This window comes from Nocardioides sp. WJ219 (assembly GCF_058559815.1).
Genome location: NZ_JBZUJV010000002.1, coordinates 320,441 through 346,614 on the forward strand (window position 1 = coordinate 320,441; position 26,174 = coordinate 346,614).

Annotated in this window: 20 protein-coding genes; 3 read left to right on the forward strand and 17 right to left on the reverse strand. The window is 74.9% G+C overall.

From position 1 onward, the window contains the following. Positions 1-156 precede the first annotated feature (156 nt). The 13 genes from AC4MBH_RS05590 to mraZ all read right to left on the reverse strand — a co-directional run bounded on the left by AC4MBH_RS05590 (position 157) and on the right by mraZ (position 14,557). On the reverse strand, positions 157-897 hold the full coding sequence (locus AC4MBH_RS05590; protein ID WP_491793358.1) for a cell division protein FtsQ/DivIB: 741 nt from the start codon (positions 895-897) through the stop codon (positions 157-159). Next, the gene (murC, locus tag AC4MBH_RS05595) at positions 890-2,236 is read right to left on the reverse strand and encodes a UDP-N-acetylmuramate--L-alanine ligase (RefSeq protein WP_491793359.1); all 1,347 of its coding nucleotides are present in this window, start codon (positions 2,234-2,236) and stop codon (positions 890-892) included. The genes AC4MBH_RS05590 and murC overlap by 8 nt, the downstream gene beginning before the upstream one ends. After that, positions 2,233-3,306: an undecaprenyldiphospho-muramoylpentapeptide beta-N-acetylglucosaminyltransferase gene (gene murG / locus AC4MBH_RS05600; protein WP_491793360.1), complete on the reverse strand. Its 1,074-nt coding sequence runs from the start codon at positions 3,304-3,306 to the stop codon at positions 2,233-2,235. The genes murC and murG overlap by 4 nt, the downstream gene beginning before the upstream one ends. A gap of 13 nt (positions 3,307-3,319) precedes the next feature. Beyond that, positions 3,320-4,591, reverse strand: a complete 1,272-nt coding sequence (ftsW, locus tag AC4MBH_RS05605; protein WP_491793361.1) for a putative lipid II flippase FtsW — start codon at positions 4,589-4,591, stop codon at positions 3,320-3,322. 25 nt (positions 4,592-4,616) lie between these two features. Continuing rightward, positions 4,617-6,149: a UDP-N-acetylmuramoyl-L-alanine--D-glutamate ligase gene (gene murD, locus AC4MBH_RS05610; RefSeq protein ID WP_491793362.1), complete on the reverse strand. Its 1,533-nt coding sequence runs from the start codon at positions 6,147-6,149 to the stop codon at positions 4,617-4,619. A gap of 217 nt (positions 6,150-6,366) precedes the next feature. Then, on the reverse strand, positions 6,367-7,476 hold the full coding sequence (mraY, locus tag AC4MBH_RS05615) for a phospho-N-acetylmuramoyl-pentapeptide-transferase (RefSeq protein ID WP_491793363.1): 1,110 nt from the start codon (positions 7,474-7,476) through the stop codon (positions 6,367-6,369). Next, entirely contained in the window at positions 7,473-8,840 is a 1,368-nt protein-coding gene (locus tag AC4MBH_RS05620) for a UDP-N-acetylmuramoyl-tripeptide--D-alanyl-D-alanine ligase (RefSeq protein ID WP_491793364.1), read from the reverse strand. Before AC4MBH_RS05620 ends, mraY begins: the two co-directional genes overlap by 4 nt. After that, entirely contained in the window at positions 8,837-10,363 is a 1,527-nt protein-coding gene (locus AC4MBH_RS05625) for a UDP-N-acetylmuramoyl-L-alanyl-D-glutamate--2,6-diaminopimelate ligase (RefSeq protein WP_491793365.1), read from the reverse strand. Before AC4MBH_RS05625 ends, AC4MBH_RS05620 begins: the two co-directional genes overlap by 4 nt. 20 nt (positions 10,364-10,383) lie before the next feature. Further along, positions 10,384-12,258 carry a peptidoglycan D,D-transpeptidase FtsI family protein gene (locus AC4MBH_RS05630; RefSeq protein ID WP_491793366.1) on the reverse strand — a complete coding sequence of 625 codons (1,875 nt, stop codon included), beginning with the start codon at positions 12,256-12,258 and terminating at the stop codon, positions 10,384-10,386. Beyond that, positions 12,258-12,716 carry a cell division protein FtsL gene (gene ftsL, locus AC4MBH_RS05635; RefSeq protein ID WP_491793367.1) on the reverse strand — a complete coding sequence of 153 codons (459 nt, stop codon included), beginning with the start codon at positions 12,714-12,716 and terminating at the stop codon, positions 12,258-12,260. Before ftsL ends, AC4MBH_RS05630 begins: the two co-directional genes overlap by 1 nt. Then, on the reverse strand, positions 12,716-13,711 hold the full coding sequence (gene rsmH, locus AC4MBH_RS05640) for a 16S rRNA (cytosine(1402)-N(4))-methyltransferase RsmH (protein WP_491793368.1): 996 nt from the start codon (positions 13,709-13,711) through the stop codon (positions 12,716-12,718). Before rsmH ends, ftsL begins: the two co-directional genes overlap by 1 nt. Before the next feature lies 1 nt (position 13,712). Then, positions 13,713-13,871, reverse strand: coding sequence for a hypothetical protein (locus tag AC4MBH_RS05645; protein ID WP_491793369.1), 159 nt, complete (start codon positions 13,869-13,871; stop codon positions 13,713-13,715). Between the two features lie 266 nt (positions 13,872-14,137). Continuing rightward, positions 14,138-14,557 (reverse strand): division/cell wall cluster transcriptional repressor MraZ, encoded by a 420-nt coding sequence (gene mraZ / locus AC4MBH_RS05650; RefSeq protein WP_491793370.1) that lies wholly within the window; start codon positions 14,555-14,557, stop codon positions 14,138-14,140. Positions 14,558-14,903: 346 nt separating this feature from the next. Here mraZ and AC4MBH_RS05655 point away from each other — a divergent pair, with 346 nt between their 5' ends. From AC4MBH_RS05655 to AC4MBH_RS05665, 3 genes are read left to right on the forward strand one after another with little or no spacing between them, the layout of a single operon-like run. Further along, on the forward strand, positions 14,904-15,956 hold the full coding sequence (locus AC4MBH_RS05655; protein ID WP_491793371.1) for an AAA family ATPase: 1,053 nt from the start codon (positions 14,904-14,906) through the stop codon (positions 15,954-15,956). Beyond that, positions 15,949-17,274: a DUF58 domain-containing protein gene (locus AC4MBH_RS05660; protein WP_491793372.1), complete on the forward strand. Its 1,326-nt coding sequence runs from the start codon at positions 15,949-15,951 to the stop codon at positions 17,272-17,274. Before AC4MBH_RS05655 ends, AC4MBH_RS05660 begins: the two co-directional genes overlap by 8 nt. Further along, complete coding sequence (locus AC4MBH_RS05665; RefSeq protein WP_491793373.1) at positions 17,271-19,670, forward strand: transglutaminase TgpA family protein; 2,400 nt, start codon at positions 17,271-17,273, stop codon at positions 19,668-19,670. The genes AC4MBH_RS05660 and AC4MBH_RS05665 overlap by 4 nt, the downstream gene beginning before the upstream one ends. 265 nt (positions 19,671-19,935) lie before the next feature. Here AC4MBH_RS05665 and AC4MBH_RS05670 read toward each other — a convergent pair whose 3' ends face one another. The 4 genes from AC4MBH_RS05670 to AC4MBH_RS05685 form a co-directional block, all read right to left on the reverse strand. Further along, positions 19,936-20,373: an SCO2097 family morphological protein gene (locus AC4MBH_RS05670; RefSeq protein WP_491793374.1), complete on the reverse strand. Its 438-nt coding sequence runs from the start codon at positions 20,371-20,373 to the stop codon at positions 19,936-19,938. A 102-nt stretch (positions 20,374-20,475) separates the two neighbouring features. Then, a complete protein-coding gene (gene dinB / locus AC4MBH_RS05675) occupies positions 20,476-21,669 on the reverse strand; it encodes a DNA polymerase IV (RefSeq protein WP_491793375.1) in 1,194 nt (397 codons plus the stop codon). Between the two features lie 18 nt (positions 21,670-21,687). Beyond that, a complete protein-coding gene (locus tag AC4MBH_RS05680) occupies positions 21,688-22,404 on the reverse strand; it encodes a class I SAM-dependent methyltransferase (RefSeq protein ID WP_491793376.1) in 717 nt (238 codons plus the stop codon). 28 nt (positions 22,405-22,432) lie between these two features. Then, positions 22,433-26,173 (reverse strand): DNA polymerase III subunit alpha, encoded by a 3,741-nt coding sequence (locus AC4MBH_RS05685; protein WP_491793377.1) that lies wholly within the window; start codon positions 26,171-26,173, stop codon positions 22,433-22,435. Between the last annotated feature and the right edge of the window lies 1 nt (position 26,174).

Consider the following 26,174-nt stretch of genomic DNA (forward strand, 5'->3'; position numbering starts at 1 on the left):
TGTGCCGGCGAACCGTGAACTGTGACCCTCAACCTGAGGGTTATAGTTATGTCAACCTCGCCGTGGTCAGAACAGTAGGCACGGCGCCGCCCGGTTCGGCGCAGACACGCCGACGGGTCCGGCGGCGCGTGGGCCGACGGCCGGCGGCGTCCGGCGTCAGCTGGTGGTGGGCGCCCCGGGCACCGAGACGTCGTAGACCCGGGCGTCGCGCTGGAGCAGGGCGAGCAGGACGTCGGCCTTCTGCTCCGAGGACTCCGCGCTCCCCCAGTGCACGAGCCGGTCGCCGCGCAGCGCCAGGTCGATCTGGTCGATGCTGCCGACCTCGAGGTGGTCCACGAGCGCCGCGACCTCGCGCGGCAGGGCGGCCGCCACGGTCACCGCCTCCCGCAGCACGTCGGGGTCGGTGATGACCGAGCTGTCGGGCGCCTCGATCCGGGGGAGGCCCGTGGGGGCGCGCTGGTAGGACCCGAAGACCGCGCCCTCGGCGTCGACGGCGCTGAACTGGCCGCCGCGCTCGATGACCGCCACCGGGTCGCGCTCCTGGATGGTGACCAGCACGCTGTCGGGCCACTGGCGGGTGACCTCGACGGAGCGGACCACCGCGAGCTTGGCGGCCACCCGCCGCTCGATCGCGACCAGGTCGAGGCGGGCCAGCGGCCCGCCGGTGGGGACGTCGGCGGCGTCCTCGACCTCGGCGGCCGAGATCGTGCGGGCCCCGACCACCTCGACCTCGTGCACCGACAGGGCGTCGGAGAAGTAGACGGCGTAGATGCCGCCGACCAGGAGCACCACCGCGACCACGGCGCCGACGACGTAGCGCAGGGTCAGCCAGCGCCGCGCCCACTGCCGTCGGGCGAACCGGCGGCGGCTGCGCTCCTCGACCGCGCGCCTAGCCACCGGCGCCGCGCAGCAGGTCGAGGACGCGCGGCCCCACCTGGGTCACGGTGCCCGCGCCGAGCGTCAGCACGAGGTCGCCGGGCCGCGCCCGCCCGACCAGGGCCGCGGCGGCGTCGTCGAGGGAGGCGCGGGCCACGCGCCCGGCGGGCAGCGGTACGGCGTCGGCGACCAGCGCCGAGGTGACGGCGGGATCGGCGGCCTCGCGGGCGAGGTAGAGGTCGAGGACGACGACCTCGTCGGCGGCGCCCAGCGCCCGGCCCATCGCGGCGCCGAAGATCCGGGTGCGCGAGACCAGGTGGGGCTGGAACGCGACGACCAGCCGCCCCTCCCCCGCGAGCTCGCGCGCCGACTGCAGGTCGCCGTCGATCTCGGTGGGGTGGTGGGCGTAGCTGTCGTAGACCCGGACGCCGGCGGCCTCGCCCTTGCGCTCCATCCGCCGGCGGGTGCCGGTGTAGGAGGCGATCCCCCGCACCAGGTCGGCGCGGCCGTGGCCGAGCGCCTCGCCGGCCGCGAGCGCCGCCAGCGCGTCGGCGCGGTAGTGGTCGCCCGGCGCCCAGAGCGTGACGCCGTCGAGAGCCGTGGCGTCGGCGGCCGAGACGGTGAGGACCCGCCGGCCCGCCGCACGCTGCCGCTCGGCCAGCGCGGCCGCCCCGGCGTCGTCGACGCAGCACACCAGGAACCCCTCGGGGTCGATCCGGTCGGCGAACTCGTCGAACGCGGCGGCGTAGGCCTCGGGCGTGCCCCACTGGTCGAGGTGGTCGGCGTCGACGTTGGTGACGATCGCCGCGTGGACGTCGTAGACCAGGAACGCGCCGTCGCTCTCGTCGGCCTCGGCCACGAACACCTCGCCGGCGCCCACGGCGGCGTTGACGCCGGTGGCGGCGAGGTCGCCGCCGATGGCGTACGACGGGTCGGCGCCGGCGGCCTGGAGCGCGACGGTGAGCAGCGAGGTGGTGGTGGTCTTGCCGTGGGTGCCGGCGACCGCGACCACGCGCCGGTCGGCCATCACGGCGGCGAGCGCGGCCGAGCGCGGCAGCACGGTCAGCCCGCGGCGCACGGACTCGACGTACTCGGGGTTGTCGTCGCCGATCGCGGTGGAGACCACGACGGTGTCGGCGTCGCGGACGTGGGCGGCGTCGTGGCCGAGGTGGACGGTGGCGCCGAGCCCGCGGAGCGTCTCGAGGGTCGGTGAGTCGGTGCCGTCGCTGCCGCTGACGGCGACCCCGCGGGCGAGCATGATCCGGGCGATGCCGGACAGCGCGGCGCCCCCGATGCCGACGAAGTGCACCCGTCCAAGCTGGTCGACGGGCTGGATCGTCTCGGGGACCGGCACCCTCACCGGCGCGACTCCTCGGCGATGATCGCGGCCAGCCGGTCGTCGGCGTCACGCGGGACCAGCCCGGCCGCCGCGGCGCCCATCGCGGCCAGGCGGTCGGCGTCGGTGGCCAGGGCCGGCACGGTGGCAGCGACCCACGCGCTGGTGAGGTCGGCGTCGTCGACCAGCAGCGCCCCGCCCGCCTCGACGACCGACGCGGCGTTGCGCCGCTGCTCGCCGTTGCCGATCGGCAGCGGCACGAAGATCGCGGGGATGCCCGACGACGCGGCCTCGACGACGCTGCTGGCCCCCGCGCGGCAGACCATCAGGTCGGCGGCGGCGAGCGCGTAGTCCATCCGGTCGACGTAGGGGACGACGACGTAGGGCGTGCCGGTGGGCTCCGGGGAGGCCTCCCCCTTGGGCCCGACGACGTGCAGCACCTGGACGCCGGCGTCGCCGAGCGCCCGGGCGGCGCCGGACACCGCCTGGTTGAGCCGTCGCGCGCCCTGGGAGCCGCCGGTGACCACGAGCGTGGGCCGGTCGGCGTCGAGGCCGAAGAAGTCGAGCGCCTCGGCGCGCAGCGCGGCCCGGTCGAGCTGGGAGATCATCCGGCGGATCGGCAGGCCGACGTACTCGGCCCGGGGCAGCCTGGTGTCGGGGAAGCTCACCGCCACGCGGGACGCGACCCGGGCGCCGGCCTTGTTGGCGAGCCCGGGCACGGTGTTCTGCTCGTGGACGACGAGCGGGATCCGGCGGCGGCGGGCGGCGACGTACGCCGGCATCGAGACGTAGCCGCCGTAGCCGACGACGACGTCGGGACGCACCCGGTCGAGGACCGCGAGGGTCTCGTTGACCGCCCCGCGCAACCGCCCGGGCACCCGGAAGAAGTCGGCGTTGGGCTTGCGGGGCAGGGGCACCGGCGCGATCAGCTCGAGCGGGTAGCCGGCCTCGGGCACGACGCGCGTCTCGACGCCGCGCGGCGTGCCGAGGCAGGTGATCGCGACGTCGGGGTCGAGCCGGCGCAGGGCGTCGGCGGTGGCGAGCAGGGGCGAGGTGTGGCCGGCGGTGCCGCCGCCGGCGAGAAGGACGCGCATGAGGGAGCCGACGTTACCGGCGGGCGGACAGGCCCGCGGACCGGAGTCGCTTGCGCTGCGCCAGCGCCCGGGCCGCCGCGGGCTCGCGTCGGGCGAACCCGACGAGCAGGCCGAGCGCGGCGAGGGTGGGCAGCAGGCTCGAGCCGCCGTAGGAGATCAGCGGCAGCGGGATGCCGATGACGGGCAGCAGGGCCAGCACCATGCCGACGTTGATCATCATCTGGCCGATCAGCCACACGACGATGCCGAAGGAGGCGTAGCGGACGAACGGGTCGTCGGTGTGCCGGGCGATCCGCAGCGCCGAGAAGGCGATGGTGAGGAACAGCGAGATCACCAGCAGGGTGCCGACCAGGCCGAGCTCCTCGCCGAGCACGGCGAAGATGAAGTCGGTGTGGGCCTCGGGCAGCGCACCCCACTTCTGCTGGCTGGCGCCGATGCCCTGGCCGAACACGCCGCCCGACGACATCGCGTAGAGGCCGTGGGCCGGCTGCCAGCCGGTGCCGTGGAAGTCCTGGAAGGGGTCGACGAACGTGGTGATGCGGGCCAGCCGCTCGGTGTCGGTGGCGGCCAGGGCGAGGGCGATGACGCCGAGGACCATCGAGGCGATCACGAACAGCCGGGCCGGTGCCCCGACCACCCACAGCATCCCGACGAGGATGGCGGCGAGCACGAGCGCCGTCCCGAGGTCGCGCCCGACGACCACCAGGGTCACGGCCAGGAACAGGCCCGGCACCACCGGCACCACGATGTGGTGCAGCCGGTGGAGCCGCCGCTCCTTGTTGGCGTAGATGTTGGCCGCCCACACGATCATCGACAGCTTGGCGATCTCGGAGGGCTGGATCTGGACGGGGCCGAGCGCGAGCCAGTTCTGGTTGCCGTTGACCTCGACGCCGAGGACGGCCGTCGCGGCGAGCAGCACGAGCGAGAGGGCGAACGCCGGGTAGGCCAGGCCGCGGACCCATCGGGTGCTCACCCGGCTGGCGGCGAACGCGCCGGCGAGACCGACCACGACCCACAGCAGCTGGCGCCGCACGATCGTGTAGGAGTCGCCGGTGGCGCGGAACGAGAAGACGCTCGACGAGCTGAGCACCATCACCAGCCCGATGGTGAGCAGCAGTCCCGCCGAGCTGAGCAGCAGGTAGTACGTCGTGAGCGGGCGGTCGAGCGCCTCGCGCACCGAGGCGACCCAGGAGCCCGGCCGGGCGACGGTCGTGGACGGGCGGAGCCGCGTGAGCCGGGGCGGCCGTGGGAGCCGGAGGGAGCGTTCGGGGGTAGCAGTCGTCACCCGGGTACTCCTCGGCGGCTCGGTGCTAGGGGGAAGAGGTGCCGCGCACCGCTGCGGCGAACAGGTCTCCCCGTGCGGCGTAGTCGGTGAACTGGTCCTGCGAGGCGCACCCGGGGGCCAGGAGCACCGTGTCGCCGGCGACGGCCAGCGCTGCGGCCGCCTCGACGACCCGGCGCATCAGGTCGGGTCCGCCCTCGATCGTTGAAGCAGACCCAGTGTCGGGCGCGTCGATCACGATCACCGGCACATCGGGCGCGTGTCGCGAAAGCGCCTCGGCGAGGACCGCCCGGTCGCGTCCCAGGAGGACGACGCCGCGCAGCCGCGAGGCGACCGACCGCACCAGCTCGTCGAACGCCGCGCCCTTGGCCAGGCCGCCGGCGACCCAGACGACCGGGTCGTAGGCCTGCAGCGACGACTGGGCGGCGTGCGGGTTGGTGGCCTTGGAGTCGTCGACCCAGGTGACGCCGTCGCGGGACGCCACGACCGCGATCCGGTGACCGTCGAGCCGGAACCCGAGCAGGCCGTCGCGCACCGCCGCCTGGCTCACGCCGTGCGCCCGGGCGAGGGCGGCCGCGGCGAGGGCGTTGGCGACCACGTGGGGAGCCGGCTCCCCGCCGTCGGGGGCGAGGTCGGCGAGCGTGCAGAGCTCGGCCGCGCTGGTGGCGCGCTCCTCGATGAACGCGCGGTCGACGAGGAGGTCCTCGACCACGCCGAGCATCCCGACCCCCGGCATGCCGAGGGTGAAGCCGACCGCGCGGGCGCCCTCGACCACGTCCGCCTCGCGCACGAGCGCCTCGGTGGCCGGGTCGGCGGCGTTGTAGACGCAGGCGCGCTGGACCTGCTGGTAGACCCGGCCCTTGTCGGCGGCGTACGCCGCCATGCCGGAGTCGTGCCCGGCGCGCTCGACCCACTCCCCGGCGTACCAGTCGAGGTGGTCCTCGGCGAGGTTGAGCACCACGGCGGCCTGCGGGCTCGTGCTGCGCGTGTAGTGCAGCTGGAAGCTGGACAGCTCGACCGCGAAGACGTCGTACGGCGCCGGGTCCATCACGGCCTCGACGATCGGCAGGCCGACGTTGCCGGCCGCCACGCTGCGCAGGCCCGCGGCACGCAGGATGGCGTCGAGCATCTGGGTGGTCGTGGTCTTGCCGTTGGTGCCCGTGATGCACAGCCACGGCGCGGGCCGGCCGTCGGGACCCGGCGCGCGGAGCCGCCAGGCCAGCTCGACCTCACCCCACACCGGGACGCCGCGCGCCTCGGCCTGGGCCAGCAGCGGGCTGTCGGGCCGGAAGCCCGGGGAGGTGATCACGAGGTCGACGTCGTCGGGCAGCACCTGCGTGGCGCCCTCGTGGATGTCGACCCGCGCGCCCAGCACCTCGAGCAGCTCGGCCTTCTCCAGCTGCGCCGCGGTGGCCCGGTCGGCCAGCGCGGTCACGCTGGCGCCGAGGTGGGTGAGGTTGTCGGCCGCCGCGAACCCGCTGACCCCGAACCCGAGCACCGTCGCCCGGACGCCGTCCCAGGGCGTCTCGCGGCCGAGGGTGCTGATGTCGGGGGTGCTCATGTGCGGGTTGCCGTTGTCGCGCGATCGCGCGGGAACGACAGATCTGCGGTCCCAGGAACTGCCATTGCCGTTCGATCGCGCGGGAACGACACATCCGCCGACCCCCGACCTGCCATTGCCGTTCGATCGCGCGGGAACGACACATCCGCCGGCCCAGGAACTGCCATTGCCGTTCGATCGCGCGGGAACGACAACCCCGACAGCACCACCGCGCCGCTCACAGGCGGGCCACCCACTCGGCGTAGAAGACGCCCAGGCCGGTGGCGACGAAGAGGCCGGTGATGATCCAGAAGCGGATGACCACGGTGACCTGCTCCCAGCCGAGCATCTCGAAGTGGTGGTGGAGGGGCGCCATCCGGAAGACGCGGTGCCGCGGTTGGACCCGGAAGACGGTGCGGAACAGCGCGCTGCTGCGGCTGGCCTTGAAGACGGTCGTCTGGATCATCGACGACAGCGTGATGACGACGAACAGCCCGCCCAGGATGATCAGCAGCAGCTCGGTGCGGGTGAGCACCGCGAAGCCGGCCAGGGCGCCGCCGAGACCGAGCGAGCCGGTGTCGCCCATGAAGATCGCGGCCGGGGAGGCGTTCCACCACAGGAAGCCGAAGCAGGCGCCGGTCAGCGCCGCGGCGATGATGGCCAGGTCGAGGGGGTCGCGGACGTCGTAGCACTGCGGGCCGGGGCTGTTCTGGCACGACTGCGAGCTCTGCCAGATGTTCACCAGCATGTAGGCGCCGAAGACCATCACGCAGGCGCCGGTGGCCAGCCCGTCGAGGCCGTCGGAGAGGTTGACCGCGTTGCTGGTGCCGGTGACGATCAGCCAGATCAGCACCACCGCCACGACGGCCGGCAGGGCGAGCCAGTCGATCTCACGCAGGAACGAGATCTTCTGGCTGCCCGGGGTGCGGCCGCTCTCGTCCTCGAGCCACGGCAGCAGCGCCAGGACGCCGAACGTGACCGCGACCAGCGTCTGGCCGACGATCTTGGCCTTGCTGCGCAGGCCCAGGCTGCGCTGCTTGTAGATCTTGATGAAGTCGTCGAGGAAGCCGACCAGGCCGCAGCCGACCAGCAGGAAGATCAGCAGCAGGCCCGAGGCCGACGGGGCGGTGAAGGTGATCAGCTTGGCGGCGAAGTAGCCGGCGACCGTCGCGCCGATGATCGCGACCCCGCCCATGGTCGGGGTGCCCCGCTTGGTGTGGTGGGACGTCGGCCCGTCGTCGCGGATCTCCTGGCCGTAGCCGAGCTTGGTGAACTGCCGGATCGCGACGCGGGTGCCGAGCAACGAGAGGAGGAGGGCGAGGCCGCCACCGAGCAGGATCGCTCTCATCGCAGCTCGTCTCCTTCCGCGGGTGGTTCGAGCAGGGCGGTGGCCAGCACCTCGAGCCCGGCGGCGCGGGAGGCCTTGACGAGGACGACGTCCCCGGCGAGCGCATTCTTCCGCACGTGGTCCAGCGCCTCGTCGCGCCCCGCCGTGACGACCACGTCGGCGATGCCTGCGGCCCGCGCGCCGTCGGCGATGCCGCGGGCGGCCTCACCGACGACCACGACGACGTCGACCCCGCCGTCGGTAGCGGTCGCCTCGCCGACCTCGCGGTGGCCGGCGTCGTGCTCGGGGCCGAGCTCGCGCATCTCGCCGAGCACCGCGATGGTGCGGCCGGGCCGGTCGCGGCCGAGGGCGCGGACGGCGTCGAGCGCGGCGTGCATCGAGGCGGGGTTGGCGTTGTAGGCGTCGTTGAGGACGAGCAGCCCGTCGTCGCGCTCGTGCAGCTCCATCCGCCACGGCGAGGCGGCCTCGGCGGTCGCGAGGCGCCCGGCGGCCCCCTCGAGGGGGACGCCGACCGCGAGGGCCATGGCCGTCGCGGCCGCGGCGTTGGCGACCTGGTGCGCCCCGGTCTGCCGCAGCGTGACCCCGACCCACGACCCGGCGTGGCCCAGCGCGAACGACGGCCGGCCGAGGGCGTCGAGGGACAGGTCGCGCCAGCGCACGTCGCCCTCGACCCCGAAGGTGAGCACCCGGCCGCGGGTGCGGGTCGACATCGCCGCGACCCGGGGGTCGTCGGCGTTGAGCACGGCGGTGCCGTGGTCGTCGAGGGCCTCGACGAGCTCGCCCTTGGCCGCCGCGATGGCCTCGACACCGCCGAACTCGCCGACGTGCGCCGTGCCGACGTTGAGCACGGCCGACACGGTGGGCGGCGCGATCTCGCACAGGTAGGCCAGGTGGCCGACGCCGCGGGCACCCATCTCGAGCACCAGGTGGGTCGTCGAGGCGTCGGCGCGCAGCACGGTGAGGGGGACGCCGAGCTCGTTGTTGTTGTTGGCGCGGGTGGCCACGGCGGTCGGGCCGAGCAGGTGCGCCAGCAGGTCCTTGGTACCGGTCTTGCCCTGCGAGCCGGTCACCGCGAGGACCGGGATCCCGAGCCGGTCGACGACGGTGCGCGCCAGGCGCCCCAGCGCGACGGTCGCGTCGTCGACGACCACGGTCGGGGCGTCGGTGGGGCGGGTGCCGAGGACGGCGTGCGCGCCGGCGGCGTACCGGTGCCCGTCGACGTGCTCGCCCGCGATCGCGACGAACAGCCCGCCGGGCACGGGGGTCCGGCTGTCGACGTAGGCCGACCCGTCGACGGACACGTCGTCACCGTGCAGCTCCCCGCCGAGCAGGGCGGCGATCTCGCTCAGACGCAGGTCGATCACCGACGGGCCTCCAGGACCTCTCGGACGACGACCCGGTCGTCGAAGTCGTGCACGACGCCGTGCACCTCCTGGCCGGTCTCGTGGCCCTTGCCGGCGACCAGCACGACGTCACCGCTTCGCGCGAGGCCGAGGGCGTGCTCGAGGGCGGCGCGCCGGCCGCCCACCTCGACCGCCTCGCCGTCGACGACGCCCGCGAGCACGGCGGCGCGGATGGCGGCGGGGTCCTCTGAGCGGGGGTTGTCGTCGGTGACGACGAGCAGGTCGGCGAGCCGGGCGGCGATCTCGCCCATGATCGGGCGCTTGCCGGGGTCGCGCTCGCCGCCGGCACCCAGGACGACGACCAGCCGGCCGCCGGCCGCGTCCGCGAGCGGGCGCAGGGTCGTGAGCGCGGCCTCGACCGCGTCGGGCTTGTGGGCGTAGTCGACGACGACGAGGAAGTCCTGGCCGGCCTCGACCCGCTCGAGCCGCCCGGGCACCCCGGACGACGCAGCGAGCGCCGCCGCCACGGCGCCGGGGTCGAACCCCGCCTCGGCGGCCGACGCGACGGCGGCCAGCGCGTTGGCGACGTTGAAGTCACCCGGGAGCGGTACGCCGGCCGCCACCCGCACCCCGCCGGGCCCGGTGACGGTGAAGCGCGACCCCTCGCGCTCGAGCCGCACGTCGACCGCCCGCCAGTCGGCGTCGGGGTCGTGCAGCGCAAAGGTCCGCACCGGCAGGGTCGTCTCCCCCGCGAGCCGGCGACCGTGCTCGTCGTCGAGGTTGACCAGGGCGAGGCGGGCCCGCGCCGGCGTGAACAGCGAGGCCTTGGCGCGGTAGTAGTCCTCGACGTCGTCGTGGAAGTCGAGGTGGTCGCGCCCGAGGTTGAGGAACACCGCGACGTCGAACACCACGCCGTCGACCCGGCCCATCACCAGCGCGTGGCTGGAGACCTCCATCGCGCAGGCCTCGATCCGCTGCTCGCGCATGACGGCGAACAGCGCGTGCAGGTCGGGGGCCTCCGGCGTGGTCAGCGAGGTCGCGACGTCGACCCCCGCGATCCGGGTGCCGACGGTGCCGACCACGGCCGCGCGGGTGCCCGAGCCCTGCAGCCCGGCCTCGGCCAGCCGGGTCGTGGTGGTCTTGCCCTGGGTGCCGGTGACGCCGATCATCCGCATGGAGGTCGCGGGGTCGCCGTGCACGCGTGCCGCCAGGTCACCGAGGACCCACCGCGGCTCGGCGACCACCACCACCGGCACGCCGAGCCCGGCGGGGTCGCCGATCCGCTCGAGGCCCGCCTCGTCGGTGAGCACCGCGACGGCGCCCGCTGCGACGGCCGCGTCGGCGTAGGCGGCACCGTGGGCGCGGGCGCCGGGGAGCGCGGCGTACAGGTCGCCGGGCTCGACCCGCTGCGACGACAGGCTGACGCCGGTGACCACGACCCCCGTGGCGTCCCCCACCGTGCGGGCACGCGGCAACAGCCCCGCCAGGTCGGGCAGGGGCGTGGCGGCCGGGGCGGTCGGGCGGGCGGTGGGAGGGGTGCTCATCGGCGCCCCATCCTGGTCCATCACCACGTGATGGGCAGCCGCGAGGGTGGGGTGCCGGTCGGCGGGACGGCGTAGCGACGCAGGGCGTAGCCCATCACCTTGGAGAACGCCGGGCCGGCCACCGAGCCGCCGCCGCCGCCGTTGCGCGGGTTGTGCACCACGACGTACGCCGTGAAGCGCGGGTCGTCGGCCGGGGCGAACCCGGCGAAGGAGACCGAGAACGACCCGTCGTAGACCCCGTCGACGGCCCGCTGGGCGGTGCCGGTCTTGCCGGCGACCCGGTAGCCGGGCACCGCGGCGCCCGGCGCGACGCCGGCGTCGGGGTCGATCACCCGCTCCATCATCTCCGCGGTCTGGCGGGCGGCGTCCTCGCTGACGACGCGACGTCGGGTGGCGACGTCGGTACCGACCTCGGTGCCGTCGTCGAGGGTGGCGGTCCCGCGCACCAGGCTGGGGTCGACGCGCTCGCCGCCGTTGGCGATCGTGTTGATCGCCGCGGCCATCTGGAGGGCGTTGACCGAGACGGCCTGGCCGAAGGCGATGCGGTCGGCCGTCTGGCTGGTCCACATGCTGCCGTCGGGCAGGATGCCGGCACTCTCGCCGCCGAGGCCGACGTCGGTGCGCGACCCCAGCCCGAACTCGGTGAGGTAGGAGCGCAGCTCGCCGGGCTCGAACTGGTCGGCGGCCATCACGGTGCCGATGTTGGACGACTTGGACAGGATCCCGGCCAGGGTCAGTCGCAGCGTGGGGTGCTCGAAGTAGTCGTGGATCGGCCGGTCCTGGCGCAGCAGCACCGGGGGCACCTCGAACTTGGTGCGGGTCGTCACCTCGCCGGCGTCGATCAGCGCGGCCATCGTGAGGGCCTTCTGGACCGACCCCGGCTCGTAGGGGTCGGTCAGGGCGCGGGAGGCGTAGAGGCTCTCGGGCGACAGGTCGGGGCGGGCGGCGTCGTACGTCGGGTAGTCGGCCATGCACAGCACCTCGCCGGTGCGGCTGTCCATCACGGTCGCGACCCCCGAGTCGCCGCGCGCCTTGCGCACGGTGTCCTCCAGGACCTGCTGGCAGTACCACTGCAGGTCGCGGTCGAGCGTGGTGGTCAAGGTGGCGCCGTCGCGGGCCTCGTCGACGGTGTTGTCGCCGAGCGGGATCTGGCTGCCGCCCATGCCCACCTGGTAGCGGGCCTCGCCGTCGTGCCCGGAGAGGTAGGAGTCGAACGCCGTCTCGAGGCCGGCGAGCGGGCGGGCCTTGCCACTCTTGCGCGGGGTGCCGAGGAACCCGACGACGTTGGCGCCGAGCTCGCGCGAGGGGTAGACCCGCACCGGGTCGTCACGGGTGAAGAGACCGACGTAGCCGCGCTCCTTGGCCCCGTCGACGACCTCGCGGGCCCGGGCGGCCGGCACCTGGCGGTCGATGAACTGGAAGCGGCTGTCGGGCATCCGCAGCCGGCGCAGGGTGGTGAAGTAGTCGAGGTCGAGCTGCCGGGACAGGTAGCCCGCCAGGTCGGGGGCGTCCTCGGCGGTCAGCTGCGGGTCGGCGACGACCATCAGCCCGTCGATCGAGTCGGCGAGCGGCTCGCCGTTGCGGTCGAGGATGTCGCCGCGCTCGGCGGGTAGCACCACGCTGACCTCGCCCTCGGCGGCCGCCATCGCGGCGTACCGGTTGGGGTCGACGCCCTGCAGCTGCACCAGCCGGGCCGCGAACAGCGAGATCACCATCGCGATGACGACGAACCCGATGTTGAGCCGGACCGCCGCCGCGCCGCGGCGCGCCGTCGGCCGCCGGGTGGGGCGGGCAGGGCGGGCAGGGCGGGTGCTGCGGGTGGTGCGCGTCGTACGGCGGGTCTGCCGCTGCGCCGGGCGCCGGGTGGGGCGGCGGGCGGGGTGCCGGGTGGCCACTACCGGGTGGCCTTCGACTGCCCCGGCGCGGGCGCGGTGCACGTGCCCGGCGTACCCGGCTCGGCGGCGCTGGGCTTGCCGGAGAGGGCGCCGGTGGCGAGGTCGACGAACGCCGCGGGCGGGCCGACGACCATGCCCAGGTCGCAGGCCTCCTTCGCGATCCGGGTCGGGTTGCGAAGCTCCTCGATCTCGGTGCGCAGCGCCTGCTCGCGGGCGGTGAGGGTGGCGGCCTCGTCCTCGAGGCGGGCGGCGGTGAACGACGCCTGCTGCATCGAGGTGTTGAACAGCAGCAGCCCGACGACGCCGGCGAGCAGCAGCAGGCTGATCAGCATCACGAACGGCACGCGGGGTGCCCGGCTGCGCAGGCGCGGGACCACGGCGAGCCGGGCCCGGCCCACGGCGGCGCTGGTGAGGTGGGGCGCGAGCCGCGTGCGGCGCTGGGGGGCGGTGCTGCTCATCAGGCGGCTCCTCGTCCGGGTCGGTGGTGGGTGGGTCGGTCACGGGGACGGGTGCGCTCGAGGGCCCGCAGGCGGACCGAGGCGGCGCGGGGGTTGAGGGCGGCCTCGGCAGCGTCGGCCTTCTCGGCGCCGCGGGTGACCAGGCGGAGGGCGGGCTCGCTGCCCTCGGGCACGAACGGCAGGTCGGGCGGCACGTCGCTGGTCGTCGCGGCCACGAAGGCCTGCTTGACCAACCGGTCCTCGAGGGAGTGGTAGGACTCCACGACCACGCGACCGCCCACCGAGATCGCGTCGATCGCGGCCGGCAGCGCCCGGCGCAGCACGGCGAGCTCGTCGTTGACCTCCATCCGCAGGGCCTGGAAGGTGCGCTTGGCCGGGTGGCCGCCGGTGCGGCGCGCCGGCGCCGGGATCTCGGCGTACAGCAGCTCGACGAGGGGCCCGCTGGTCGTGAACGGCGTGGTCTCGCGGCGGCGGACGACCGCGCCGGCGATCTTGCGGGCGAACTTCTCCTCGCCGTAGTCGCGCAGCACGCGGGTCAGCTCGGCGGCGCTGTAGGTGTTGAGGACGTCGGCGGCGGTCGGCCCGTCGCCGGCGCCGCCGTCCATGCGCATGTCGAGCGGCGCGTCGACGGAGTAGGCGAACCCCCGGTCGGGCACGTCGAGCTGCATCGAGGACACCCCGAGGTCGAACAGCACCCCGTCGACCTCGGCCAGGCCGAGGTCGACCAGCACGTCGGGCAGCTCGTCGTAGACGGCCTGCACGCCGGTGAACCGGTCGCCGTACGGCGCCAGCCGCTCGCGCGCCAGGTCGAGCGCCTGCGGGTCGCGGTCGATCCCGACGACGCGCGCCAGCCCGCACCGGGCGAGCAGGGCCTCGGCGTGGCCGCCGAGGCCGAGGGTGGCGTCGACCAGGACGGCGCCGTCCCGGTCGAGCGCGGGCCGCAGGAGGGCCACGACCCGGTCGAGGAGCACCGGGTCGTGCTGGGGGCGGCTCACCTCAGCGTCCCAGCCCGGCCAGCAGCAGGAAGGCCGCCGCGAGCAGCAGGGACGTCCCGAGCGAGAACGACATCAGCACCGCGGCGTCGCGGGCCTGGTGACGGACCCGGCGCGGGCCGGGCGTCACCACGCTGTCGCGGGCGGTGGGTGCGGTGCTCATCGGTTCGACCCCAGATGTGTGATGACGGTGGTGGGACGTGGAGGTGCTGCTGGTGGTGCCGGTGGTGCTGGTGGATCCGCAGGGCCAGGTCTCCCCCGCTCCCGCCACCTCCGAGGAGGGCTTGGGGAAGCGCGGCCTTCTGGAACCGGGGAAGGTGCCCCAGACGGCTGCGTGCAGGAGCGGGTGGAGACCTCGTCCTACGGATCCGGTGTGCAGTTGTGGTGGAGCGGGGTGGGGCGGCTGGTGGGGCGGGGTGGAGCGGGCGGTCAGTCGCCCTCGTCGAGGGCGGCGTACTTCTGGATCTCGGCGGCCTGGTAGGCCTCCCAGGCGGTGGGGTTCCAGATCTCGAGGCGGTTGCGGACGCCGATGACCACGACGTCCTTCTCGAGCCCGGCGTAGTCGCGCAGCGCCGCCGCGATGGAGACCCGGCCCTGCTTGTCGGGCACCACCTCGTCACCGCCTGCGAAGAACATCCGCTGGTAGCCGCGGGCGGCCTTGTCGGTCATCGACCGCTCGGCGGCCTTGTCGGCCTCCACGTCGAAGACCTCGGGCGGCCAGACGTAGAGGCAGTTCTCCTGCCCCTGGGTCACCACGACCCCCTCGGCGAGGCGCTCGCGGAACTTGGCCGGCAGGAAGAGGCGGCCCTTCTCGTCGAGCTTGGGTCGGAAGGTGCCCATGAAACGCATCGGGCACCTCCTGTCTCCGCCGACCCGGCCACTTCAGCCATTCCGCCCCACCGCACCGCTCGCTTGCTCCACTTTCCTCCACAGTACGCCACTTTCCCCCACCGTCAACCACATTCGCTCCCGATCCCCCACCTGGGCTCCCCGGCCGGCGTCGTTGCGGCGCGATCGAACGGGAACGGCAGATCGGCGTCCGGCAGAGGTGTCGTTGCCGTTCGATCGCGCGGCAACGGCAGGCCGAGCGACTCGGAGCCGGCCGCGCGGCGGCGAATGTTGCGGCCACGCTTTACGGTTAGGAGCGCAGCAGGTGCACGCCGGTGCACATCGGGTCAGGAAGGACCTCGAAGACGTGGAGACAGCGAGCGCCGGAGCGGCCGACCTCGAGACCGTGGCGCGGGTGGTGGGAGCGGTCCGCCACAACATCGAGAAGGTGATCGAGGGCAAGCCCGACGTCGTCCAGGCCGCGCTCGTGGTGCTGCTGGCCGAGGGACACCTGCTCATCGAGGACGTCCCGGGCGTCGGCAAGACCATGCTGAGCAAGGCGCTGGCGCGCAGCATCGACTGCTCGGTGCGCCGCATCCAGTTCACGCCCGACCTGCTGCCGTCCGACGTGACCGGGGTCTCGGTGTTCAACCAGAACACCCGCGAGTTCGAGTTCCGCCCCGGCGGTGTGTTCGCCAACATCGTCGTCGGCGACGAGATCAACCGCGCCTCGCCCAAGACGCAGTCGGCGCTGCTGGAGTGCATGGAGGAGCGGCAGGTCACCGTCGACAACACGACGTACCAGCTCGAGACGCCGTTCATGGTGATCGCCACCCAGAACCCGATCGAGATGGAGGGCACCTACGCCCTGCCCGAGGCCCAGCGCGACCGCTTCATGGCGCGGGTCTCGGTCGGCTACCCCGTCGAGGCGGCCGAGATCGCGATGCTCAACAGCCACACCTACGCCCGACCGCTCGACGACCTCGAGGCCGTCACCGACGCCGGCGAGATCCGCAAGCTCAGCAGCATCGTCAACCAGGTCTACGTCTCCCCCGCCATCCAGCAGTACGTCGTCGCGCTCACCGGCGCGACCCGGCGCAGCGACGACCTCGTCCTCGGCGCCTCCCCGCGCGCCACCCTCCACCTGGTCCGCGCCGCCAAGGCGCACGCCGCGATCGAGGGCCGCGACTACGTCGTGCCCGACGACGTCCAGCTGCTCGCCACCTCCGTGCTGGCGCACCGGCTGCTGCCGAGCGTGGAGGCGACGATGAGCGGGCGGACCACGGCCTCGGTCCTCGAGTCGATCCTGGCCGGCGTCCCGGTGCCGAGCCCGCCCCGCTCGGCCACCCCGCCCGCCCCTGCCGGGCCGACGGGCCCGGCGGGCCCGGCAGGCCTGGCCGACCCGCAGCACCGTGCGTGAGGCACTCGCCGGACTGACCGTCCGCGGACGGGCGTTCCTGGCCGCTGGGATCACCGCGATCGTGTGCGCGGTGCTGCTCGGGCAGCCTGCGCTGACCCGGGTCGGCGTGCTGGTCGTCGTCCTCCCGCTGGCCACCGCCCTGGTGCTCGGGCGGTCCCGCTACCGCCTCGCGCTGGTGCGCACCGTGACCCCGCAGCTGGTCACCGCCGGGCAGCCCGCCCGGGTCAACCTCGCGCTCACCAACGAGGGCCGCACGCCCAGCGGCGTGCTGCTGCTCGAGGACCACGTGCCCTACGTGCTCGGCACCCGGCCGCGGTTCGTGCTAGACGGCATCGGCCACGGATGGCGCCGACAGGTGTCCTACCAGGTCCGCTCCGACGTGCGCGGCCGCTTCGAGATCGGCCCGATGACCGTGCGGGTCGGCGACGCCTTCGGGCTGGTCGAGCTCGGTCGCGCGTTCCGGATGACGGTGCCCATGATCGTCACCCCGCGCACCGTGCCGCTGTCGCCGATCCCGCTCGGCGGGGGCTGGACCGGCTCGGGCGACAACCGTCCGCGCGCCTTCGCGATGGGGTCGGCCGAGGACGTCACCGTCCGCGACTACCGCCAGGGCGACGACCTCCGCCGCGTCCACTGGCCCAGCTCGGCCCGTACCGGTGAGCTGATGGTCCGCCGCGAGGAGCAGCCGTGGCAGTCGCGCGCCACGATCCTGCTCGACAACCGGATGCGGGTGCACCGCGGCCAGGGCATCGCGTCGTCGCTCGAGGCGGCCGTCTCGGCCGCGGCGTCGGTGGCGGTGCACCTGAGCCACCGCGGCTTCCAGGTGCGGTTGGTCACCGCCTCCGGGGAGGACGGCGCCAGCGGCGGCGGCAACGGCCAGTGGCACCTGCGCGACTCCGACCTCAACGTCCGCGCGCTGCTCGAGGCCCTGGCCGTCGTCCAGCTCGACACCCGCGACCGGCTCGACACGTCCTGGATGGGCGAGCAGGCCCAGGGCGGCCTCACCGTCGCGGTCCTCGGCTCGGTCGAGCCGGCCGACGCCCCGGCGCTGCGGCGGATCGTGCACCACACCTCCGCCGCGATGGCGATCGCGCTCGACGTCGACGCCTGGACCGGTCCGCACGCCGGCACCGGCGGCAGCGCGCCGTTCCTGGCCCGGTCGGGGTGGCGGGCGGTGAGCCTCGGACCGCGCGACCGGCTCGAGTCGGTCTGGGAGGACCTCGGCCGCGCGTCGTCGCGTCGCGGCTCCGGCGGCCCGGCCGTCGTACCCGCGAGCAACGGTGCCGGAGACCCGCGACCCCCGGCGGTGGCCCGATGACGACCCAGCGGCGCGACGACCGGGGCGGGCTCCCGGCCCACCTGCGGTTCTCGATGTGCGCGGCGGCGACGGCGTGGGCCGCCCTGTGGTCCTGGCGCGGGTTCACGCTGGTGCCCTCGCAGTACCTCGCCGCCCTGCTGATGATCGGCGTGGTCGTCGCGGCCACCGGCGCGTTCGCGCGCTGGCGCCGGCTCCCCGGGGTCGTGGTGGTCGCGGCCCAGCTGCTCATCGGCGGCGTCGTCGTCTGCCAGGTCATCGGCGACCGGCCCTACCCCGGCAGCGGGTTCTGGGACGCGCTGTCGGCGGCGGGTGACGCCGCCAACGAGTACGCCGCCCCCGTGCCGTCGACCGAGGCCGTCTCCGTGCAGCCGCTGCTGGTGCTGGGCGGGTTCCTCGCCATCGTCGTCATCGACCTGTTCGCCGCGACCCTGCGTCGGGTCCCGCTCGCCGGGCTCCCCCTGCTCACCGTCTACAGCGTGCCGATCAGCCTCATCGACCGCGGGCTGTCGTGGTGGGTCTTCGCCGCCACCGCCACCGGGTTCCTGCTGCTGCTGTTCCTGCAGGAGCAGGAGCACCTCTCGCGGTGGGGCCGCTCCCTCGACGGCAACACCGCACCCGTCCGCCGGCTCAGCGACTCGGTGCGCACCAGCGCCATCGTGGTCGGCACGATCGCCACCGCCGCCGCGATCGTGCTGCCGCTCGCGGTGCCGACGTTCAGCCTCTCGGTCTTCGACGTCGGCCCGGGCGGGGACGGCGACGGCGACATCGAGGTCACCAACCCGATGGTCGACCTGCGCCAGGACCTGGTGCGGGGCGAGAACGTCGACCTGATCACGCTGCGCACCGACGACCCCCGGCCCGACCACCTGCGCATCTCGGTGCTCAACCGGTTCAACGACAACGCGTGGAGCGCGGGCGACCGCAGCGTGCCGACGTCCAACCTCGCCCAGGGGCCGGTGCCGGCGCCGGTGGGCGTCGACCCGGCGCTGGTCGACCTCGAGGAGGTCCTCTACGAGGTCGACGTCGAGGACGAGTTCCGGTCGCGCTGGCTCCCCACCCAGGCGCCGATCACCGAGATCGTGGCCCAGGGCGACTGGCGCTTCGACGAGGCCACGATGGACTTCCTGGCCAGCGACGACGGCCTGACGACCGCCGGGCTCGAGTACCGGATGACGGCCGCCCTCCCGTCGTACGACCAGGAGGGGCTGCTCCGGCTGGACACCGCGCCGTCCGCGGCGCCCGAGGAGCTGACCGAGCTGCCCGACGACCTGCCGCCGATCATCGAGCAGACGGCCCGGGAGGCGACCGAGGCCGCCACCACCGACTTCGAGGCGGCGGTGCTGCTCAACCAGTTCTTCCGCGAGACGGGCGGGTTCACCTACGCCCTCCCCGACGAGCTGAACGACGAGGTCGGGTCCGGCGACCTGGCCGACTTCCTCGACCCCGACGCCGAGAACGGGCGCACCGGCTACTGCGAGCAGTACGCCGCGGCGATGGGCGTGATGGCTCGCCAGCTCGGCATCCCCGCCCGGGTGGCCGTCGGGTTCCTCGCGCCCAGCGAGTCCGACGGCGACGTCCACGTCTACAAGGCCCACGACCTGCACGCCTGGGTCGAGCTCTACTTCCCCCAGGCCGGCTGGGTGCTCTTCGACCCGACGCCGTCCGACGGCGAGCGTGCCGACCCGCAACCCGGCTACGCCGGCGCCGAGATCGCCGGCCCGGACCCCACGTCTGCCCCGACATCGGTCCCGACGCTGGAGCCGCGCCCCACCAACCGCCCGGACCCCGCCGTCCCGTCCGCCGCGCCCGAGGCCCCCGAGGAGACCGCCGGCGCCGGCACCGAGGGCTCCGGCTTCCCGTGGCTCACCGTGCTCGCGGTGGTCGGCGTCCTGGTCCTGCTGGTGCTGCTGGTGCTGCTCCCCCGCACCCTGCGACGCCGCCAGCGCGAGCGCCGCCTCGCCGGCGGACCCGAGTCAGCGTGGGAGGAGCTGCGGGCGACCGCGGTCGACCTCCGCCTGGCCTGGCCCGAGGGCCGGTCGCCGCGCGAGACCCGCGACGTCGTGGCCGGCTGGTTCGGCCGGATCGGCGACGACGACCTGCGCCCCGCCCGGGGTCCCGACCAGGCCCCGGAGGCCGCCGCCGCGCTCGACCGGATCACCGGTCACGTCGAGCGGCTCCGCTTCGCGCGCCGCCACGTCGTCGCACCCGGAGCCCTGCGCGACGACGTCCTGCTCTGCGTCGCGGCCCTCTCGGCGGGCGCGACCCCCCGCCTGCGACGCCGCGCCACCTGGCTCCCCGTCTCGGCCTTCTGGCGCCGCCGCGTCACCGACCTCGACGACGACCGCCCCGACACCCCCGAGCCCGAGCTCGTCGGCACCCGCTCCGAGGTCCTCTGACCCGCCGTCCACGCTGACCCGTCGCCACGATGCGACGGGTCAGCATTGATTCCGCGGTGACCCGTCGCCACGATGCGACGGGTCGGCGTCGATTCCGCGGTGACCCGTCGCCACGATGCGACGGGTCAGCGTTGATTCCGCGGTGACCCGTCGTACATGTGCGACGGGTCGGCGTGGGAGACGAACGACCCGTCGTCCGGAGGGGACGACGGGTCGGGGGTGGTGCGGGATCGGGGGGCCGGAGCCGGGCCGGGAGGGGTGGGGCTCAGTAGCCGTTCTCGCGGCGGCGACGCCAGCGGGTCTCCATGCGCTCCATGAACGGGGCGCGGGGGCCGGAGGAGCGGCCGCGGGAGCGGCGGGTGCGTCGGCCGCCGTCGATGGAGGTCAGGCCCGAGGGGTGGGCAGTGGCACCACCGCGGGGGTCGGCGCCGGCGGCCTGGCGGCTGCGGACGGTGCTGAGCCCGAGGGTGGCGGAGGCCAGCATCAGCACGAAGCCGGCGATGCCGACCCACCAGACGGTGAGCACGCCGACGAAGAGCAGGGTGATGCCGACGGCGAAGACGAAGCCCGCCAGGATCGCGCGCCGGCGGGCCGTGGTGCGCAACGTGGTGCCGCGCAGGGTGGAGGCGAACTTGGGGTCCTCCTCGACGAGGGCGCGCTCCATCTGCTCGAGCAGTCGCAGCTCCTCTTCGGAGAGTGGCACCGGTCCTCCTGGTGTGTCCACGGGTGTCGTCACGACGTGTGCGCCAAGTCTAGGCAGCCCGTCCCCGTCATGGTAGGCGGGATCGGAAAATTCCCCAGGGGCTCATCGGTCGAGCAGGGACGCCGGACGCACGGCGGCCTTCCCGAAACGGCGGGTCGCCCGGTCGACGGCGCGGTCGGCGTCGGACCAGCCGTGGTCGCGCTCGCCCAGCACGCCCTGGCGCTGCACCCCCGCGCGCGGGACCAGTCCCTCGACGCGGACGCCGACGAGCCGGATGCGGGCGCGCTGCAGCCCGAGGGCGTCGTAGAGGCCGACGGCGGCGGCGTACACCTCCTGGGTGACGTCGGTGGCCTCGGGCAGGGTGCGGCTGCGGGTGATCGTGGTGAAGTCGGCGAACCGGACCGTGAGGGTCACGGTGCGCCCGGCGACCTCGCCCGTGCGCAGGCGGGCGGCGACCTTGGCGGTCAGCTTCAGGACCTCGCGCAGGACGACCTCGCGGTCGTCGGTGTCGCGGCCGAAGGTCTCCTGGGCGCCCATGGAGCGGTCGGGCTCGCCGTCGCCGTGCCCGAAGACCCCCGCGCGTCCGGGGCTGACCTCCCGGGTGTCGGTGCCCCAGGCGAGGTGGTGCAGGTGGGCGCCCAGGTGGCTGCCGACCGCCCGCCTCAGGGTGGGCACGGGGGTGTGCGCGACGTCGCCGACGGTCACGAGCCCGAGGCGGTGCAGCATCGCCCGGGTCTTCTCGCCGACGCCGTAGAGCTCGCCGACGTCGAGGGGGTGCAGGAACGTGGTGACCTCCTCGGGCGGGACGACCAGCAGGCCGTCGGGCTTGGCGCGGCGGCTGGCCAGCTTGGCCACCGAGATCGACACCGAGACCCCGACCGAGCAGGTGATGCGCTGCTCGTCGTGCACGGCCGCCCGCAGCCGCTCGCCGATCTCGGCGGGACCGCCCCACCCGCGCGCGGCCCCCCGCACGTCGAGGAACGCCTCGTCGAGCGAGACCGACTCGACCAGCGGCGTGACGCGCCGGAACAGCGCCATCACCGACCGCGAGACGGTGGTGAACAGGTCGTAGTCGGGCTGCAGCACCACGGCGTGCGGGCACAGCCGCCGGGCGCGGGTGCCGGTCATGGCCGAGCGGACGCCGTACTCGCGGGCGGGGTAGTTGGCCGCGAGCACCACGCCGCGGTGGCCGCCGCCGACGATGACGGGCCGGTCGTGCAGCTCGGGCCGGTCGCGCAGCAGCACCGAGGCGTAGAACGCGTCCATGTCGACGTGCAGGATCGGGGTGGGCGTCACGGCGCACCCCGACGTGCCCTAGGTGGCGAGCAGGTGCACCTGGGTCGCGAGCGGGAGGTACTCCGGGCGCTCGGCGACCGCGCGCTCGAGCTCGACGAGGGCAGCGCCGGCGCCGGGCTCGAGGTCGAGCAGCGAGCCCGGCACCAGGTCGACGAACACGCGGACGCCATGGGTCGAGACGACGGAGAAGCCGGCGTCGACCAGGAGCCCGGTGGCCTCGGCGCCGGTGTAGCGGCGCCCGGTGCGGCTGCCGGCGACCGGCGGCTCGGTGCCGTCGAGGAGCGCGGCGGCCTGGGCGAAGTGGCCGGCCATCGCGCGGGCCACGACCGCGGCGTGCCGCTGCGCGACCAGCAGCGACAGGTGGCCGCCGGGGCGGAGCACCTCGCGGATCGCGGCGAGCGCCGCGGCGGGGTCGGCGACGACCTCCAGGACGCCGTGGCACAGCACGACGTCGGCGCTGGCGGGACCCACGAGGGCCGGCAGGTCGGACAGGTCGCCCTGGCGGCCGACCACGTCGACCCCCTGCTCGCGGGCGCGCCGGTCGAGGGAGGCGAGGGCGTCGGGGCTGGGGTCGACCACGGTGACCCGGTGACCGAGGCCTGCGGCGCGGACGGCGGACCCTCCGGTGCCGCCGCCGATGTCGACGACGTCGAGGGGGCCGGTGGCCAGGACCGGGTCGAGCACGTCCCACACCACCGCGGTGCGGGGGGCGGCACGGCGTTCGCTCGCGGACATGGTCCGAACCCTAGGGCAGGCAGGCCCGTCATCCCGGACTCCCCGGGCTGCGGTGCCACAGCGACCGGGCGGGCGCGGGCGGCACGGGCCGGCCGGGCAGTGGAGGCGCGGCGAGGAGGTCGAGCACGTGCTGGGTGCCGTGCTGCTGCCACCGGGCGTGCAGGTCGGACAGCTCCCAGGCGCCGGTGGCCCGGACCGACACGCCGCGGTGGCCGGTACGCCGCAGCACCCCGCGCACGACGAGCATCCAGGCGCCGAACACGGTGGCGGCGTAGGCGCCCTGGGCGTCGTCGAAGAACGTCGCATCGACCGGACCGGTGGCGTCGTCGAGGGTGAGGAACACGACGCGGCGCCCGGAGCGGACCGGCGGCGTCTGGGTCGCGACCTTGACGCCGGCGACCAGCAGCTCGGCGCCGCTGCGCCGCCGGAGCAGGTCGCGGCTGCGGGTCACCTCGAGCGCGTCGAGGAGCGCGGCGTAGCCGTCGAGGACGTGCCGGGTGACGTCGAGCCCGAGGATCTCGAGCTCGGCGGCCGTCGACTCGGCCGGCGTCAGCTCGGGCAGCCCGGAGACCCGGCCCTCCCGGGGCGCGTCGCCGAGGTCGAGCGTCAGCTGCACCGACTCGACCGGCGTCGGCGGCGCGGTGGCCCGGCCCTGGGCCGACGCCCTGGCCCACACGCCGGCGGCGCGCAGCGGGTGCCGCTCGGGGTCGGCGGTGGCCGCGCGGGCGGCGGGGTCGGTGCTGTTGCGCGCCGCGGAGTCGTCCGCGCGCTCGACCGCCGGGCGCGCCACGCGACGTCCGGCCAGGCCCCTCCCCCGGCCGGCGCGCTCGACGGCGCGCCCGAAGTGGTCGAGCTCGGCGACCTGCAGCAGCAGGTCGCGCCGGGTGACCCGGCCGCGCGGCGACAGCCCACCGCGGGTGTCGAGGCCGTAGACGCGGTCGAACGCGCCGGTGAGGACCAGCCGCTCGACCGTGGGCCGCGAGACCCGGGCCCGCTGCCAGAAGTCGGTCAGCGAGGCGTAGGGCCGCGCGGCGACGACGCGCTCGACCTCGGCAGCCGTGATGCCCTTGACCTCGGCCAGCGCCACGCGGACGGCGTACCGGCCCTCGACTGCGATGTCGGCGTCGGTGTCGGCGTCGGTGTCGAGGCGCTCGACGGTGAACGTGCGCCCGGAGCGGTCGACGTCGAGGCCGCGCACCTCGATGCCGAGGCGGCGCACGTCGTCGAGGATCAGCCGCTTGGGGTACATGCCGGGGTCGTGGGTGAGGACGCCGGCCAGGTAGTGCGCAGGCCAGTGCGTCTTGAGCCACGCCGACTGGTAGGTCGGCAGCGCGAACGCCGCGGCGTGCGCCTTGCAGAACCCGAACGCCGCGAACGCCGCCACCACCTCCCAGACCCGCTCGACGGTGGCCCGGGCGTAGCCGCGGCCGAGCGCGCGAGGGACGAACCACGCCCGGGTCTCGGCGACCCCGTCGCGGTCGCCCAGGGCGCGCCGGCGTACGTCGCCCTCGGCCAGCGAGCAGCCGGTGAGGATCGAGACGATCTCGATGACCTGCTCGTGGAAGACCACGACCCCGCGGGTCTGCTCGAGCACCGGCCGCAGGTCGTCGTGCAGGTAGCGCGCCGGCGCCCAGCCGTGCTTGACGTCGAGGTAGGGCGTGATCATGTCGCTCTGCACCGGCCCGGGCCGGAACAGCGAGATGTCGGTGATGATCTCGCCGAAGTCGTCGATGCCGGACTTGCCGATGAGCTCGCGCTGGCCGGGTGACTCGATCTGGAAGACGCCGAGGGTGTGCGCGCTGCTGATCAGCGTGTACGTCGCCGGGTCGTCGTGCGGGACCTGCGCCTGGTCGTCGAGGTCGAGGTCGACGCCGTCGGTGCGGCGTACCTCGGCGACGGCGTGGGCCATCGCCGACTGCATCCGGATGCCCAGCACGTCGAGCTTGAGCAGGCCGAGGTGCTCGACGTCGTCCTTGTCGAACTGGCTCATCGGGAAGCCGGCGAAGCTGGCCTCGACCGGCGTGCGGTCGAGCAGCGTCCGGTCGGAGAGCAGGACGCCGCACGGGTGCATCGCGACGTGGCGGGGCAGCCCGTCGAGGCGCTCGACGAGGTCGAGGAAGAGGTCGAGGCCGTGCTCGCCGGCCAGGTGGCCGAGCCCGGCCGAGCGCACCTCGGGCAGGTCGCGCAGCGCGGCGCGGGCGTCGCGGGCCCGGACGTGCGGGAACGCCTTGGCGATCGCGTCGATCTCGCCCGGCGGCAATCCGAGGGCGCCGCCGACGTCGCGCACCGCGTGGCGCACGCGGTAGGTCTCCATCATCGAGACGGTCACGCAGCGCTCGCCGCTGTAGCGGTCGAGGATCGCCTCGTAGACCTCCAGCCGACGCTCGGACTCGACGTCGAGGTCGATGTCGGGCAGCGCCCGGCGCAGCGGCGAGAGGAACCGCTCCATCAGCAGCCCGTGGCGGATCGGGTCGACACCCGAGACGCCGAGCAGGTGGTTGACAAGGCTCCCGGCTCCGGAGCCGCGGGCCGCGCAGCGCACGCCCATGCCGCGCACCACGTCGGTCACGTCGGCCACCGTGAGGAAGTAGGACGCGTAGCCCAGGCCGCGGATCACCTCGAGCTCGTCGTCGAGGCGCTTCCAGATGCGTTGGCGCGGGGCGTCGCCGTAGCGGTCGCCGATCGCCGACTCGCAGCGCCGGCGCAGGACGTCGTCGGGACGGCGTCCGGCGTGGCCGGAGGGCGCGAGGTCGGGGAAGTGCACCTCGTCGAGGCCGAGGTCGGTCCAGGGGTCGAGCACGCAGCGGTCGGCGACGGACCGGGTGCGGGCGAGCAGGTCGTGGGCGCCCCGCTCACCGAGGCCGGCCGCGCGGGCGACCTCGTCGGCGACGGCGTCCATCTCCTTGCCCGACTTGAGGTAGCCCTCGGCGTTGCGGCGCTCGACGTGCCGCAGGTCGAGCGCGACCAGGCGGCGGGCGGCGTCGAGGACGTCGACCGTGACGGCGTCGCGGCGCTCGGCGTAGCGCACCGCGTTGGTGAGGACGGCGCCGAGCCCGGCCCGGCGCGCCAGGCCGGCCATCCGCGCCGCGTGGGGCGTGCTGCCGGGGCCCCAGTCCTGGCGGGCGCGCCCGGATCCGGGGAGCCGGTGGTCGACCACCTCGACGACCAGGTGGGTGCGGGGCACGAGCGCCCGCCACGGCTCCAGGGCGGCCAGCGCCCGGTCGTCGCGGCGACGGGTGGCGGCCAGGCCGAGCTCGGAGGATGGCCCGAGCAGCACCAGGAGGTCGCCGCCGGCGAGCAGGGCGCCGACGCCGGCGTCGTGGACGAGCGCGGGGTCGGCGAGGTCGAGCACCGGGCTGCCGCGCTCACCGGCGAGGTGGACCGCCGAGACGAGGCGGCACAGGGCGGCCCAGCCGGCGCGGCCGCCGTGGGTGTCGCCCGTGGCCAGCACGGTCACCCGCGGGAGGCCGCCGCGCTCGGGCGGCAGGTCGCGGTGGGTGCCGCCCCGCACCGGGCCGCGGGTCCCCCGTGCTGCCGGTCCGGGCGCCGTCGTGCGGTAGGCGAGGTCGACGCCGAGCACCGGTCGGACGCCGGCCACGATGCACGCCCGCACGAACCGGACGGCGCCGTAGACCCCGTCGCGGTCGGTCAGCGCCAGTGTGTCCATCCCGTGCTCGGCGGCGCGCGCCACCAGGTCGCGGGGGTGGGTGGCGCCGTACTGCAGCGAGAACCCGGAGGCGACGTGCAGGTGGACGAACGGGTCGGTCACG